The following is a 16,239-nucleotide window of genomic DNA, read 5'->3' as shown; positions in this document are numbered from 1 at the left end:
AGCTCCTGCTGCAGGCGGTGGTCCCCTCCGCCGCCGTAGAGGCGGTCCGTGATCCCGCGCGCGGCGTCGTCGTTGGCAGGAACGTTCGAATCGAGCAGCAACAGCGGCACCCGCCCGACGTCGGCACGCCAGATGTGCGCGCGCAGCGTCCGGTCGCCCGGCAATGGAAGTGTGACCAGGGCCGGCGAACCGTCTTCCTCGCGCAGCAGTGTCAGGGGCAGGCCGTCCGGGTCGAGGACCGGGTAGGTTTCCTGCTGCCACGCGTCGCGGGACAGGGACTGCTTGAAATAGCCCGCCTGGTACAGCAGCCCGACGCCGATCAACGGCACGCCGAGGTCCGAGGCAGCCTTCAAATGGTCCCCGGCCAGGATCCCCAGGCCGCCGGAATACTGCGGAAGCACCTCGGTGATGCCGAATTCGGGCGAGAAATACGCGATGCACGCCGGGGCATCCGCACCCAGGCCCTGGTACCAGCGCGGCTCGCTCAGATACCGGTCCAAGTCGGCGGCCGCATGCTGGACACGCTCGACGACGGCGCCGTCCGCTGCGAGCTCCTGCAATTCCTCGCGGCTGACAAGGCCCAGGAAGGTCATGGGGTCGTGCTCGCTTCGTTCCCAGGCCTCGGCGTTCAGTGCGGAGAAAAGTTCACGGGTCGGCAAATGCCAGGACCAACGCAGGTTTTTCGCTAACCGCGCCAAGGGGGCGATTGCGTCCGGCAGAACCGTTCGGACTGTGAACCGTCGAATCGCTTTCACTTCCGGCCACCTTCGAACGCGGACTGGGCCGGTTTGGTCAACGTTTCCATGCGGGTTACCTCCAAGAGGTTGTTGTGATGATGGGGGGGATGGTGGCTTGGGGATGGGACCACTGGGGCGCGCGGCGAGGAGGCTTCCGGGAAGCCATCGGGGAAGGGCAAGCGCTTACATGCTTTGCGCGGGCACCATTGGCCTCGCAGGCGCACGGGTCCTGGAGCTCAGAAGCGGGTGGCAGTCTCCAAGTTCCGTCCACGCACTATTCCGGGGCCTTCGCCGTCGGGGAATAAGGGGACGCGGTTGCTTGTGGACCCGCGGCGAAAGCCGGGGATTTCCCGTTCCGTTTTGCGTGACGTCGACCGCATCGTCAACTCCGGGCGTCGGCACCGAATGATTCCAAGCACGACTTACTTCCTTAGTCTTCCGGGAACGCTGATCGGTGACCATCCGCCATGTTTGTATCAGGAGGAATCTCATCGCCGTTCGTCGACGCGCCTTGTCGACGCGGGTCGATGGCTCGACAGTAGTTGGCAGCGCAATGGTGTGTCAAATGTCACAATCACGTGTGTTGGAACCGCGTCATGAAGGCCGCGAATTGGCGGATTGCACCCGAACCGCGAGGCGGTTCTACGGCTGTCTGGCGCGTACCGCGGCGGTGCTTCCGCGCAACGTCAGCACCGGTTCAGCGAGCCACTGCAAGGCGTCCGCGTCGTCGCTCCGGAGGCGCCGGGTAAGGAATTGTGCCGCCTCACGCCCCATGACGCCGGGTTCGGCGGACGCCGTCGTGAGTGCGGGCATGAAGCGCTCGGCGGAGCCGGCACTGGTGTTGATCGCGACAACGGAGAGGGACTCGGGGACTCGCCAACCGTGGGCCGCAGCGGCACCCAGAAGGCCTGCGGTGGCCGCTTCGTTGATCATCACGAGTCCGGTTGTCTCCGGAGATTCTTCCAGGATCTGCGCGAACACCTCGCGACCGCCGGCAAGCGAACTCGTGGTTGGGAACAGCCGGGCAGTGATCCCGTGCCTCGACGCGGAAGCTGCCACGGCGTCCCAGGACCGGACCATCGGGCCATATCCGGTGTCCAGGGATTCACGCGAATGCGTCACAAGGCCGATTTCCGTGTGCCCCAGGCTGACGAGGTGCGACACTGCCAACTCACCCATGGCTTCAAAATCCGCGTCAACGAAGGTCAGGCCAGCGGCGTCCGCCGGCCGTCCGATCGTGACGAATGGAACCCCGGTTTCCAGGAGTAGTGGAATCCGTTCGTCGAATGACCTGACTTCCATCAGGAGGATTCCATCGACCAGCCCTTGGGCCACGATCCGTTGCATTTCGACGAGGTCGTCGGGATCCATCGGCCACAGAAGAAGATGGTATCCATCAGCCCGCGCTTGCTCGGCAGCACCTTGGACGTACTCGAACTCCGTGGTGTTCATGCCCTGCTCCCCGACCGGGAAAATCACGGAGACAATGCCGGTCCGCTTGCCGGCCAACCCCTGGGCGAGCAAGTTCGGCGTATAGCCAAGGTCGGACATGGCTTGCAGGATGCGCTCCCGCGTTTCGGGCGCAATCGGCCGGACACCGCTGAGCGCATAGGACACAGTGCTCCTGGAAACACCTGCTGCCCGCGCCACATCGGCCATGGTTACCAAGGAGTATCCCCCTGCATTGTCGGTGACTTGTCGGCGGTGGGCTCGCGATTGACCGCAATCCGCCGGACGGTAATGCCTCATAGTAAACCGTAATCGGTTGGCAAAGTGTTGAGGCATGCTGAGCCCACTGTTACATACCCTCGACGATTTAGCGAGGGTGCGGCTAGGGGATGCCTCAGCAACACAAAGAAGGGAACCACCGCCGGGTGGTTCCCTTCTGCCTGCGAAGGCAACGCGTCCCACACATTCAAGAGATGCAACTCCACCGGGTGTTGAGTGCTCGAGATGGTCGCCAAGTTGTCGCGATAATTCCGCCCTGCCAACATGGCGCCGCGGCTCGCGAACGCGGAAAATGATGGTCTAACGAGGTCGGCGACACGATTCCCGCAATTTCCGCCGATATTAGCCTTGATTTAGAACACACAATTACTCAATTCGGCAATCTGAATTTCATTCCAGATAAACCAACTATTGATCGCGCCATATTCTTTCATTGAAATCTCTATATAAAACGAGAAAGTCAACTAAGTCAATAGCATTCCATCCAATCATGGTGCGCCCTGCTTATCAAAACCTGAATAGGATTCTACGGAAAGTTTTGGATTCCGTCCGGGAGGGCTGACATTCGATGACGGATAATCCAGGTCCGCACATGTTGGCTTCTTGGATCCCACGCCACCTCGCCGTACTTATCGGTCCCTCGTCGACGAGGATGGTGACCGCCTTGGGCGAGCCTAGGCTCTCCACTCCAAGCCCGAGATCCCCGTCCAGGGACTTGACTGTTCATCCGTGACGGTTGAATCTCGGCCCTGCATCAGGATAACCCTCGGCGATTCGGCGCCGCGGCTGCAGAAAACGATGTATGGAGCTCCAGCCAATTCCCCTCAAATGCGATGCATCCCACCGTTCTCAGCATCAGCCTCACGAGGCCGATAGGAAACTCCTCGCTTCCAGCGCCCACACACGATGAAGTCGTCCTTCACGCACCACGAGGATGAGAGCTCGAAACCGGGAAACTGAGCCCTTGCGGGAAACCACACTTGGACCACACAGTGCCTCCCTGAGAGTGTCCGGGGCTGTTGGCGCTGTCTTAGCTTCGTGAATAGGACGAATCCCTCGCCTCCATTTCCCGCATCGGACGGACACACGATGACAGACACATCTCGCACTAAGCCGCAGCGATGGCTCGTTCTCTGCGCCTGCCTCGCCCAGGTCACCGTGGTGTTGGACACAACAATTATCGCTGTAGCACTGCCCGACGCTCAGGCCAGTTTGGGCTTTGACGACTCCGACCGCCAGTGGACGATCACCGCATACACGCTCACTTTCGGCTCGCTTCTCCTCCTCGGCGGTCGGCTCTCGAGCATCCTCGGCGCTCGAGCCGCGTTCCTCTTAGGCCTCGCGGGCTTCGGGGTCGCAAGTCTTATCGGAGGGTTGGCCGACTCGTTGGCGCTTATCGTCACGGCTCGGGCGGCTCAGGGCTTGTTCGCGGCTATTCTCGCCCCCACGAACCTGTCACTCATGAACACGGCATTCCCTGGCACAGAAGGCCGGGCGCGTGCGTTCGCCGTTTTCGGCTCCGTCGCCGGCGCAGGGGCTGCACTAGGACTGATCCTTGGCGGCGCACTCACTGACATGTTGGGCTGGCGTTGGTGCTTCTTCGTCAATGTTCCGATAATTGCCTTGACCGCTGGCCTCGCGATCCGGGGACTTCGCGGAACCTCCTCTCCCCGGCGCACGGCCCTCCTAGAGGACTCCCTGGGCCTTGTCTTGGGAACTGCCGCGATGTTCGCGATTGTATTCGGCTTTTCGCGCGCTGAAGCCCTAGGGTGGGGTCATCCAGTGACTCTTGCGCTGTTCGTGTCCGGCTCCGCGCTGGCGGCCTCATTCATCATCCGCGAACGGCTGGCACCCTCTCCGATAATGCCGCTCACCATTCTCTTTGATGCCAGACGCGCGACGTCTTATGTCTCAATCGCGCTCGTGGGACTCGCCCAAATGGGCAGCTCTCTGTACCTCACTTACTACCTTCAGAACAGCCTCGGCTACGACCCCTTTCGGTCCGGCATTGCCTTCCTCCCTGTGGTTGGCGGCCTGGTGGTCGCGGCCGTCTTGAGCACTCGCGTGATCGTTCCGCGATTCGGCCTCCTGGCAGCCTTCGTGATCGGTCCAGCCGTCCAGGCCATTGGATTCCTCTGGATGTCGCAGCTCAGCGTCGAAGACGCGTACGTTGAAACCCTTCTGGGTCCGATGCTCGTCGTCGGACTAGGCCTTGGCACAATCATGGCCCCCGCCATGTCATCGGCGACGCACGGCATTGGAGCCGAACGGAGCGGGCTTGCTTCCGCAGTGGCAAATGCGAGCCAGCAGTTTGGTGCCTCGCTCGGTGTCGCATTTCTCAGCAGTCTCGCGGCTCACGACGCGGCTGAGCGTCTGCGACAAAACGCACAAGTAGTTGCACAGCGCACGATGGATCAGCTCACATCGATGGGCCTGCCCCCGACATCACCAAAGGGAATTGAAATACGCGACGCCATCGTGTCAGATGCGGTGCGCGAAGCCACCGTTGGAGCCTACGGAACGGGCTTTATCGCCTTGGCTATCGTGTGCGCTTCGGTTGCGATCATCGTCACCGTGATCTTTGTGATCTCGGGCCTCACGGTTTGGCGGGCACGTATCGACCCCGCCAAAGACTACGACGCGACAGCTAGGACGGACGCGATAGTCACCAAATGACCACTGTGTTGCTTGCCCAGATCCCTGATTTCCCCGCGCATCTCGATGTGGATGCCGATTTCATTCCGGCCGCGCGTCTCCAAACAATCGCCCGCAAACGTCACCTCGCCGACCGCGTGCGCTCCCGGGTTGCAGACCTCCTGTTACACAGCCTGTCCGCGGACAGAGGGGGACGGGGCCACCACTATCTCCCGTCGGGACGCCCCCAATGCGTTGGCGCGCCGGTCGGTCTTTCCGCGAGCCACGACGGTGAGTGGGTGTGTGCAGCTGCATCTCCCGAGCCGGTCGGAATCGACATTGTCGCTCTTGACCGCGTCGAACGCATCCGTCCGGAGTCCTTCCTCTCCCACGAGGAGCTTTCCAGGTTTAGAGACACGCCGCCTGCAGCCCGCCGCCGATTCCTTGCCCGGGCGTGGGCAGCAAAGGAAGCCTACGTGAAGCGATTCGGCATCGGCCTCGCACGCCACCCATCTTCATTGACGGTGTGTGGTTCTGGCCCTAGGAACGCGTCCGTGTCAGGCCCGGAGGGCACTGTTTTCGTGCGCATCGCCGATCCCGGCCGATCCCACCTAATAGCTGTCACGCTCCCGCACCGCGGAGCCGCCATCAACTTCGTAACCCTAGGACTGATTACGGGCATGCGCCCATGTCCTCCGCTTTCCGCCATTTTGCCAATCCGAACGAAGAAGAGATTCACTTCATGAGCAAACCGCACCGGTATCCCGCTACATTCGCGCAACGAGGAATGTTTCTTCACAACGCAGCGCACCCCTCGGATACTTCATTCGACCTCGCATTCGTCTTCCGGCTTGGAGCATCGACAGACCTCGATTTGCTCATCGATGCAACTCAAGCTGTCTTCACAGCATGTCCCGGCATCTCGACGACCTTCGAGGAGAATCCGTCAGGCATCGAGGCCATCGTGCGACCAAGCGCCGCATCGGTAGAAGTCAGCAGTCTCGATCCCACGCTCGCAGGCGCGCCCGTGTCCGATCGAGATGCGGCAATTGCCCGCAAGACCCAGGAGCAAATCGAAGCCGGCCCCATCATGCCAGAGGACCCAAAACAGGTCACGGCTCGTTTCTACCGGGGACCCGACGTGCATCACATGTCTCTGGTTGCCTCGCATCTGGTGGGAGACGCGTATTCGTTTTATCGCGTCGTCGGCAGTATCTCCGAATTGTATGCACGTCCACGAAGCGAGTGGGCCGACGTTCTAGGAGAACTGTCGGAGCACCCTGGGACGATCGCGCCTGTTCCCACGACTGCCGCGGCGGTCTCGCGGTACCGCGAACTGCTGACCGGAGTCGAGTCCTTCACGCATACAGGGCTCAAGGTTAGTCGAATCGAAGGAAAGATTATTGGAGAGCGCCACCGACGGGTGATTTCAGGCCCCGCTGCCGAGCGCATCCGAAGCAGTGGGGAATTTGCTACGTTTGGCGCTGCCACGGTGTTCTTCGCCGCGTATGCGGCCACTTTGCAGCGTCTCTCGGGTGAGGAGCAAGTAGTGCTGGGCGTCCCTCTCGCGGGCCGCGCCGGCTACCGCGCAAAAGGGGCTATGGGCTTCTTCGTCAACACCCTGCCTTTGCCCGTTCGCATCACCTCAGCCGAGACTTGGCGCGGGCTGTGCGAACAGGTCAAGTCCGGCATCCGTGTGCTGCAGTCAAACCAAGGTCTCGATCTCGCAGGACCTGACGGAACGGAGCTGACATCAGGCACGTACGCGGGAATCGACAACGCTGTCACCTTCTACAAGCAGGGGCTGGTCCTCTCTCTCGGGTCGACGGAGGCCACTTCGGTCCCGCTGCAGCGCGCCGCTCTGTCGTATCCCTTCTCAGCAACCGTCTCCGACGACGGCTCAGAGTTCGTCGTCGAAGTCGGGGTAGCCGACCACTTGATTGACACGCACCCGGAGCGCTTATTCGACGAGGCCCTTGATGCGATCGTCTCTCGGCCGACCGCCGCAGTGGTCGACGGCAGCGTCTTTGTCGAAAATGTCGCCGACGACGCGCGAGCCACAGGACCGACGGTCATCGATGCCATCGAGGCAATCGCAGCGAACAAACCGAATGCAATCTCTCTGCGGATGGGAACCGAAGCCCTGACGTACAGCCAGCTGGTGGCGCTTTACACCTCCGCGGCAGGGGTCCTGGACGCGATTGAGGCTACGCGCCTCGTCGTGGTGTCGATGGCCCCCAGCATCGATGCAGTGGTTGCGATGCTCGCGGTCATGGCATCGGGGCGGACCTATGTTCCAGTCGACCCGGCTGCCCCATCTGCCCGAACCTCGCTCATTCTTTCCCGCGTCGAAGAGGAGAACGGGAGCCGGCCTACCACGCTCGTTGACGGGCGGTTGCTCTCACAATCCGCGGACAGCAACGTAGTCAACGGCAACGCACTCGTTCGGTCGCGGCGCCCGGCCCGTCTACTCCGTCGCCCAACGATGGAAGACCGCGCGTACATCATCTTCACATCGGGATCCACAGGGGAGCCCAAAGGAGTTGTAATCCCGCATCACAACCTGACCGCGCTTCTGTCCGCGGCTGAGACACGGGTCGGGTATCTGGAAGGAGACACTTGGTGCTTGTTCCACTCTCTTGCTTTTGACTTCAGCATCTGGGAGGTTTTTGGACCTCTCACGAGCGGATGTACGCTCGTGATTCCCCGTGCGGACCAGGTCGGAAACCCCGAGGCGTTTGCCCGTTTCGTCGAACGCGAGGGCATCACAGTGCTCAACCAGACGCCGTCGGCATTCCGCCGGCTCACCGATGCACTCGTCCGGGCAGGAGGACGGTTACCGAGTGTCCGCATCATCGTGTTCGGCGGCGAAGCACTATATCCGGCCGATCTCCGGGAATGGTTCGCGCGCATCTCCCCGCAAACACGCTTCTTAAACATGTATGGCATCACCGAGACGACCGTGCACGTGACCCTCAAAGAGATCAACCAAGATGCGGTTGATTTTGAACACAGGAGCCTTATCGGAGAGCCGCTTCCGCACCTGGGTGCCCTTGTGGTCGACTCCTTTGGCCGACCATGCCCTCCGGGGGTTGCGGGAGAGCTCCTTGTCACGGGCGCGGCCCTTGCCGAGGGTTACCTGGGCCAGCCCGACCTCACCGCTAAGCGGTTCCGTTCGGTGCGGCTCACCGACGGCGTGCGGCGAGCCTATGTGACGGGCGATCGCGTGCGCCGTGACCGCGACGGCGAGCTAGTCTACGTGGGCAGACTCGACGACCAGGTTCAGTTGCGCGGCTATCGGATCGAGCTCGGCGAGATCTCATCCGCCCTCGTAGCCACCGGCCACGTGAGGGCGACCGTAGTGCGAGTGATCAAGAAAGAAGGCAGCCAGCCTTTCCTTGCCGCATGGATCGTGCCAGCGACCAACGATGCACTCGACACGGACACGATCGCAGCGGCTCGACGCGCCCTCGCCGACCGTCTCCCCCCGTACATGGTGCCCGCGGTCATTGTCCCCGTCGATGCCATCCCCACGACGAAGAACGGCAAGCCAGACATGGCACAATTGCCGCTCGTATCGGCAGCCGACGAGGCGGAGGGCGGGGCCGCGCCAAGCGATCTCGCGTCTCGAATCGCTCTCGTGTGGGAGGAAACCATCGGGGCCGGGCGCGTGCGCGCCCATGACCGATTCATGGAAGTCGGAGGCACCTCGATGCATGTGATGGAGGTGCACGATCGGCTCCACACCGATCTGGGCCTCGTCGACGTGACACTCATCGACCTCTTCGAGCACGCCACACCTGCCGAACTCGCTGCCTTCGTCCTCACTCGAAGCGGCAATTCCTAAATGGCGCAACCACCACACACACACCATTCGGGAGACCAGTCCGAGACAGGACCTTCCGACCGACATGAGGACAACAACTTTGACGACATCAACCGCCATTCACCCCGACACAGAGACCAAGCCGCCCGGCGACATCGCTGTCATCGGCATCGCGCTCAGGATACCCGGAGCCGAAGACATCGACACGTTCTGGAGCCTAATCGCCGAGGGGCGTACCACGTTTGAGGCCGTCACACCTGAGGACTCCGCACGCTTCGGCTACTCACCGGCCCAGCGCGACAACGATGGGTTCGTACCGATACGGAGCGCACTCGATGACTTCGAGACGTTCGACGCCGAACTTTTCGGCATCAGCTCCCGTGACGCCTCTCTTATGGATCCCCAACACCGGGTGTTCCTGGAGACCATCCGCTCCGCGCTCGACGACTCGGGCTTCGATGATGACCTTCGTGGCCTGCGCGTCGGGGTCTTCGGATCGTCGAGCTCCAGCACGTATCTTACGGGGCCGGTCTCCGACGCCGGCTTATGGGACACATCCGACATCAACTTCAGCGCGATGCTGGCGAATGAGAAGGACTTTCTCTGCACGCGCACGAGCTACACGCTGGGTCTGACTGGCCCGTCGGTGGTCGTTCAATCCGCATGCTCGAGCTCACTGCTCGCCGTGCACCTTGCTCGGATGTCACTCCAAAGCGGGGAGTGCGACATCGCCGTGGTCGGGGGCGTATCGATATCCCTGCCCCACCTCGGTGGCTACCTGTATCGAGCAGGGAGCATCTTCAGTCCAACGGGCGGTTGCCGCCCGTTCGACGCGTCTGCGGATGGCACCGTGAAGGCGAACGGTGCGGGGGCGATTGTGCTCGCACGGTCCGATGACGCACCCGATGATTACGTGTACGCCCACATATCCGGATCAGCTGTGAATAACGACGGTGCCGAAAAACCCGGGTTCGCGGCTCCTGGCATCGCAGGGCAGTCGGCGGTCATTGGTTCAGCTCTTACCTCGGCGGGGCTGCCGGCTGACAGGGTGCGCTATGTCGAAACGCACGGCACGGGCACGCCGATCGGCGATCCTATCGAGGTGCGCTCGCTGCGACAGGCACGAGGTTCCACGAAGGAACCCTGCTATTTGGGAAGCGTCAAGGCGAACATCGGCCACCTCGACGCAGCGGCCGGGGTGGTCGGCCTTATCAAGGCAGCTCTGGTGCTGGAGCGGGCCATGATCCCGCCTATTGCGGGATACGAGCAGCCAAACCCGCTCCTCAACCTCGGTGACGCACTCGCACTGCCAACGGAATGCCTCGATGCAAGTTGGTTGGATGCCGCGGGCGTGAGCTCCTTCGGGATGGGCGGGACGAACGTGCACGTTGTATTGCGACGGCGCCCGGATCGCGGACGCCGCCCCGCCGCCCCACCCAAGCGCCGCTACAGTCGTGTCCGGTACTGGCTCGATGCCCCGAGTCCTGCGTCACCAGACATGGTCGAACCTTCGAAGACGGAGGGGGTTCTGCAGAACCAAGGCATTCCTTCGGAAACAGACCTGCTCGACATGGCGCGACGCACCCTTATGGCACCCGACCTCACCATCGATGACGACTTCGTCGACGCCGGCGCGGACTCGCTCGCTCTCATCGATCTATTGAGTGCGATGCGCGAGCGCTTCGCTGCCGATCTGTCGTACACCGACATCGAGCGCTCCCGGACGGTCCGAAGCCTGCTCGACCGCATGCTGGATGGCATTCCGACTGTCGACACGAACGACCAGGCAGGTCGCTCCCACCCCGCCTCGCACGGCCCCCGGGTGACCTCCAACCTCGTTGCAGTGAGCGAACGTGGAACCCGCGACCTCTTCCTTGTCCATCCCGCAGGAGGGACCACCACCATCTACGCAGGACTGGCTCCCCACGTCGACCCGACGTTGAACCTGATCGCGCTGAGTTTCCCCGACGAGTACCTCGGCCGGGGTTGCACGATGCGCGACCTCGCTGAGAACTATCTCGCTGCGATCGTGGGACGTCAGCCCCGCGGACCATACCTGATCGGGGGCTACTCATTCGGCGGGAATCTTGCCGTAGAAATCGCTCTGCAGCTCCGACGAGAAGGGGAAGTGGTCGAGCGACTCGTCATGATCGACTCCCATCCGCCTCACGCATACACATCGGGCGACTGCAGCGGTGGGGAGTACCTTGCCGCATTCCCGGCCCTCCTCGAAGTCCTCGTGCCCGGCATCCGATTCGACGGGAACGTTGCTACGGCCTCTGACGCACGAACCGTGCTCGATCACGTAGTTTCGCCCGACTGGCCAGCGAGCGTCCGCACGGAGCTTGCCCGCTTCTTCGACATCTGGAAGGAGAATCACGGTGTCCTCAAACGATGGACCCCCGACCGTGACCTTGATTGCCCGGTCCTGATCATCGAAGCCTCAGATCCGGAGCCGCAGGAGATTCTCGACCGTCTCGGCATCGCATCAAGTTCCGTGCATGAGTGGGCTCGCTACCTCGGTTCAGAAGCCGACGTTGTCAACGTCGCAGGCGATCACTACTCGATTTTCCGGGACCCAGCACCGCTGCAGGCCATTGGTCGAGCAGTCAGCGGCGCATTGGTGAGCCGATGATTGGGCAGGTTGCACTTCTTGCCATCTTCACAGCACACAACGCCGAGGAAATCGCCTTCGGCACCTTGGGAGCACAACCAGATCCCCGCCTGCTCAGCCGACTTGGGCTCTCCGCCATCGACTACCGAGCAGACCGCATGGCGATTGCAACCGCCGCGCTGACCGTGGTGGTGGCTTGCGCAACAACCGCGGTGGACACACCTCGTACACGCACTGCCGGCTACCTTGCGATCGGAACTGCCGGCGCCCTTGCAGCGAATGGGGCCGGGCACCTTCTTCGTGCGGCCGTGTTGGGCCGATACAACCCCGGGGCCGTCACTGCACCGGCCCTGCTCGCTGCTTCGATCTCGGTCATCCGAGCAGTGCACCGGCGCGACCGCATCACCGTGGGGAGGACCGCGCTCGCTCTCGTCGCAGGCGCCGCTGCATCCGTCCCCGCAATCGTTGCCGCGCTCCATGGCGCCCGATGGTTCCGTCCATGACCACCCTTCATCCGACAACCTCGCACGCTCCGCATCAGCGGACTTCTGAAAGGTAACCCCGTGACCGCACACATCATCAACGGCCGCTCCCTGCAACAGCGCCTCGTCGCTCCTTCCCTCGCAGCAGCAACCGCGGCGGGAGTCCGCCCGCGCATAAGCTTGATCTCGGTCGCCAGCGAAGATCCCATGCTGCCCATTAACCGCGAGCTTCACTTGCGCACCCTCGCCTTGTACGGTATCGAGTGCGAGGAGGTGACCCTTCCCGACGACGCGTCACTGGCGGTACTTATCCGAGTAGTCGAGGAGCGCAACGAGGATCCGGATGTTCACGGGATCATGGTGCTCATGCCGCTGCCAGCACACATCTCCATCCGTGACGTGCTCCCGGCAATCTCGGCAGAGAAGGAACTCGAAGGTCTCCACCCTGCTCATGCAGCATCGCTACTTTCCTCAAACCGGCAAGACCCCGATGCCGTCCTGCCCCTCGTCGGAGAAGCTGTCTTGCTCATTCTCGCCGAGCACGGGATCCCCTTGGAGAATCGCAACATCGTCCTCCTGACGGAGGAACCACTCATGCGCAACAACCCTGTCGCCAACATGGTCGCACGGTACGCTGCGCCTGCCATGCTGCCGCCGAGCTCTCCCCTGGCTCTCGTGCCAATCGATCACCCCGAGGCCCGCAAGCTTGCCGCCGCCGCCGACGTTCTCATCGTCAGCCTCGAACGCGCCGAGGTTGTCACGTCGGGCTGGATTAAGCCAGGTGCCACGGTCATCGACTTCAATCCGACGCTCATTGGCTTCACGACAAGCGACGAGGGAGTGGCCAGCCCCATCCTTCGCGGCGGGGTAGTGACACACGACGTGGCATTTGTCGCCGGCCACCTGCTTCCAGTACCGGGCGGCGTCGGCCCGGTGATGCTCGGGCTACTCATGCGGAACGCTGCCATAGCTGCAGTACGCTCGCGTGAGTCAATTCCTGCCGCGTAACCGCACGTGCCGGCTCGAGTCCACCCCAGCTTCAGTCGGTGGCCGATGGTAGACTCGGGTCGGCACATGGAGGGGGACCATAGGCGTGTTTTTGCGAGAGCCAGAGTTGACTGGCATTATCGCCCACTGCGAGGCGAGCGAGACTGCGCTCACTGTCATGGGCGAGACGGGCTCCGGCAAGTCGGCCCTAGTTTCGGAAGCTGAGCGACGGTGGGTAAACACGGTCAGCGTGCGCGTCAACCCGCTCGAATCACAACGGGCATATTCAGGTCTCATCTCCGTCCTCTCGGGTTTCCCTGACCCACGATGGCGCCAGCTCACCCTCGCCATCGGTTCTGCGCCCGAGAGCGACCCGTTCGCAATCGCACTACGAATCGTCACACTCCTTCCCGAGACGGACAACGTCCCCCTAGTCCTTATGATCGATGACGCCGACCTCCTCGACCCCGAGAGCCGTGCGGTCATCGGATTTGTCACACGCAGACTCGCCGGGACGGGCCTTCGTCTCGTTCTCTTCGTCCGCGTTCTGCCTCACGACGGAAGCTTCGCAGGTCTCCCGTCGATCGAACTCAAGAGGTTTGAGCGCGCCCGCGTCCACTCTCTTGTCACCCACGCAGCGGGTTCGTATGTCCACACGGCCGTCGTCGACGTGATCACAGCCGCTTCGTCAGGCATTCCGGCTCGCGCCATCGAACTCGTTCACGGACTCGGGACGAACGAACTGGCGGGGAAGGCACCGCTCGCGCTCCCTCTACGGTTCAGCGGGAGCATCGCCAAACCGATTCAGGAACGGATTGGCACCCTCTCAGCGCTGAAGACCAAGCTACTCCGGCTCATCGCAGCATCGCAGAGGACACTCGTGGCCGATGCCTCTCGCCATGACGACGGAGCAGCCCTTGTCGAACTAATCGAGCGCCGACTTGTGGCACGTAGCGGAGAGTGGCTCTGCGTAAGCGATCCTGCCGTCAGATCTGTGGCCTACCACTCGATCGATGCGCGAGGACGGCTAGACCTCCACGCACAGGCAGCTTCAGACAGCCACGACACATTCAGCAAACTTTGGCACGAGAGCTTCGTTACTGCGACCACAGGGACGGCATCCGGCCTAAGATCCGCCGCCCTAGAGCTAATCCGAGACGGGCGCGACGAAATAGCATTTGAGTTTACCGAACGCTCCCTCCTACTGCGCGCACCAAACGACGGCGACGTAGGCGAACTGCTCGAGCTTGCAAGCGCATACTTCTACGCCGGGCACGTAGGCGCGGCGCGGCGTTACGTTGATATGGCCGAACAAATCGACCCCGCTTCGGCTGCCGCGCGGCTCTTGATAGCGAGCCTGCGGGTCCGCATGGAATACATGACCTCGCAGACCCTGCTCACGACGCTGGCCGAAGACGCCCTCGAGCGGCACGCTGACTCGGCCCCCGATGAAGCCTCCCTCCTCATCGCGCTTCTGGCGATCTACAGCGCGGAGCGATGGGAGCTGGCCGAGGCAGACAAATTCCTGGATCGTATCGTCGAACCTGCTGCGGCCATCGGAAACGTGGCGCGAACAGTCATCGACAGTGCGCGCATCCTCAACGACGCAATGTCCGGACGCGCGCAGCCTCCCTGCGCCACGGTCATCGCAAGCGACGCGGCCGGTAGCGCCACATCAACGACGGCTCTCCTCACGCGCGCCCGGGCCCTGACCTATGCCGAACGCTACGACGAGGCTCGCGACATATTTCGGATGATCCTCTCCTCCGCTGCGGGCATCGAACCGCTATGGGTCACGACAACACGCCTCTATTCGATAGACAACGACCGCCTCGCAGGCGACATCCACGGAGCGATTCAATCGGTCCGCATCCTCTTGCGCGGCGACGACGCACCGAGCACTCATCAGCCGTACCGGCTCTTCCATGAGTACTGGTACTTATGTGAAACAGGAGACACCGTCGCAGCTGAAGCCTCGCTCGACCGTCTCTACGCGGCGTGCCGAGGGAGACGGAATCCAGCCATTTCTGCACGCGTGGATGCCTACCTGGGAGCCCGAGAGCTCCATCGTGGCGACCTTGCCAGCGCCACGCGCCTGCTCATGCGGAGCCGCGTAATCTGCGCGGGCGTCCCCAATCCGCACCTGTATCGGTCTGATGCAGATCTAGTCGAGTCACTTGTTCGGTCCGGCGACCGCACCACGGCGCGCGCGATCCTCGAGGACGTCGAGAGACGTTCCTCAATGGCAACCTCTCGCTGGTCGCTGCTCGCTATCGCGCGCTGCAGAGCCCTCCTCGCTGACGATTCCGAAGTTGTAGTAGCGTTCGAGCGTGTGCTCGCACAATTCGGCGCCGGCGATTCAGACTATGAGTACGCACGAACCCTCTCGGCGTATGCGGTGCGGCTCGAGGCAGTGCACATGACCTCGGAGGCGATCCACGCCCGACACTCCGCAGCGAGCACTTTCCGCAGGCTCGGGCTCGCCTGGTGGGCCGAAACGCTCGATGCGTCACCCGTCGACGCTTCGCAGACCGCCGGCCTGTCGGAGAGTGAGCAGGAGGTAGTCGACCTCGTTGTCGCCGGTCGGCGAAATCGCGAGATCGCGTCAGCGCTATTCATATCCGTGCGCGCCGTGGAGGCGCGGCTCACTACGATATACCGAAAGCTCGGCGTGAGCTCACGCGCCCAGCTCGTCGCGTCAGTGGCGAACCCTGCTCCTGGCTGCCCGCGAGTGATGTGACCCTTGTTGAAGTCCGACTCAAAACCTCTGGATCCTTCCGGGCAAGCTCCGAAGGGAGCGCCCCCAACGCCTTCGTCGATCTATTCCCTAGGGCGCCAGTGACTGCTCCCTGCCAACACCTACCCAACCCCGAGGAAGAAGGCAGAGGCCATTGCCATCTGCCCTCCGGGTTTGCTGGCGGATGTGGCACACATACGGGAACGCGGCAACCGAGGGTGACAGCCACGAGTTCCCCGATGAGCACCCCAGCCCGCGCCGCGTATTTTGTACTGATTATTGTATCGGGCAACGGCGGAGGTGCTTAGCCGACAAACATCACGCGCGGCCCAATAGCGCCGATTCCGCTTCCAGTCGGCCGCGGTGGGGAACGTCCACGGTCGGCGTCTGCCACGTCGAAGCCGGCGTCCTCCTCCACGAGCTGCGCCTAAGACTGGACGGTCAGCGCACCGGCCGACCGCCGTCGGTTAGCGTCGGTCCACCGGGCAATTCGG

Annotated in this window: 9 protein-coding genes; 7 read left to right on the top strand and 2 right to left on the bottom strand. The window is 62.6% G+C overall.

The window, feature by feature from the left end; translation table 11 throughout:
* The coding region (locus BMF89_RS19505) for a DUF3417 domain-containing protein (RefSeq protein WP_139359745.1) at positions 1 to 755 on the bottom strand (755 nt) is incomplete at its 3' end.
* Positions 756 to 1,379: 624 nt separating this feature from the next.
* Positions 1,380 to 2,396, bottom strand: coding sequence for a LacI family DNA-binding transcriptional regulator (locus BMF89_RS19500; RefSeq protein WP_253190907.1), 1,017 nt, complete (start codon positions 2,394 to 2,396; stop codon positions 1,380 to 1,382).
* Between the two features lie 1,158 nt (positions 2,397 to 3,554).
* Between BMF89_RS19500 and BMF89_RS19495 the strand changes: the two genes are divergently transcribed.
* From BMF89_RS19495 to BMF89_RS19465, 7 genes are all read left to right on the top strand, one after another.
* On the top strand, positions 3,555 to 5,141 hold the full coding sequence (locus tag BMF89_RS19495) for an MFS transporter (protein WP_078108697.1): 1,587 nt from the start codon (positions 3,555 to 3,557) through the stop codon (positions 5,139 to 5,141).
* The gene (locus BMF89_RS22810; RefSeq protein ID WP_078108696.1) at positions 5,138 to 5,845 is read left to right on the top strand and encodes a 4'-phosphopantetheinyl transferase superfamily protein; all 708 of its coding nucleotides are present in this window, start codon (positions 5,138 to 5,140) and stop codon (positions 5,843 to 5,845) included. The genes BMF89_RS19495 and BMF89_RS22810 overlap by 4 nt, the downstream gene beginning before the upstream one ends.
* A gap of 41 nt (positions 5,846 to 5,886) precedes the next feature.
* Complete coding sequence (locus BMF89_RS19485) at positions 5,887 to 8,946, top strand: non-ribosomal peptide synthetase (protein ID WP_171983563.1); 3,060 nt, start codon at positions 5,887 to 5,889, stop codon at positions 8,944 to 8,946.
* Between the two features lie 79 nt (positions 8,947 to 9,025).
* A complete protein-coding gene (locus BMF89_RS19480) occupies positions 9,026 to 11,560 on the top strand; it encodes a beta-ketoacyl synthase N-terminal-like domain-containing protein (RefSeq protein ID WP_171983562.1) in 2,535 nt (844 codons plus the stop codon).
* Complete coding sequence (locus BMF89_RS19475) at positions 11,557 to 12,042, top strand: HXXEE domain-containing protein (RefSeq protein ID WP_078108693.1); 486 nt, start codon at positions 11,557 to 11,559, stop codon at positions 12,040 to 12,042. The genes BMF89_RS19480 and BMF89_RS19475 overlap by 4 nt, the downstream gene beginning before the upstream one ends.
* A 60-nt stretch (positions 12,043 to 12,102) precedes the next feature.
* The gene (locus tag BMF89_RS19470) at positions 12,103 to 13,029 is read left to right on the top strand and encodes a bifunctional 5,10-methylenetetrahydrofolate dehydrogenase/5,10-methenyltetrahydrofolate cyclohydrolase (protein ID WP_078108692.1); all 927 of its coding nucleotides are present in this window, start codon (positions 12,103 to 12,105) and stop codon (positions 13,027 to 13,029) included.
* A 106-nt stretch (positions 13,030 to 13,135) separates the two neighbouring features.
* Positions 13,136 to 15,748, top strand: a complete 2,613-nt coding sequence (locus tag BMF89_RS19465) for a LuxR C-terminal-related transcriptional regulator (protein WP_139359744.1) — start codon at positions 13,136 to 13,138, stop codon at positions 15,746 to 15,748.
* Positions 15,749 to 16,239: the final 491 nt, after the last annotated feature.

Origin of the sequence: Arthrobacter sp. SRS-W-1-2016, assembly GCF_002009585.1 — a bacterium.
In the GTDB taxonomy this organism is placed as follows: Bacteria; Actinomycetota; Actinomycetes; order Actinomycetales; family Micrococcaceae; genus Arthrobacter; species Arthrobacter bambusae_A.
Note: the sequence above shows the minus strand (reverse complement) of the source record. Positions and strands in the feature narration are given on the sequence as shown.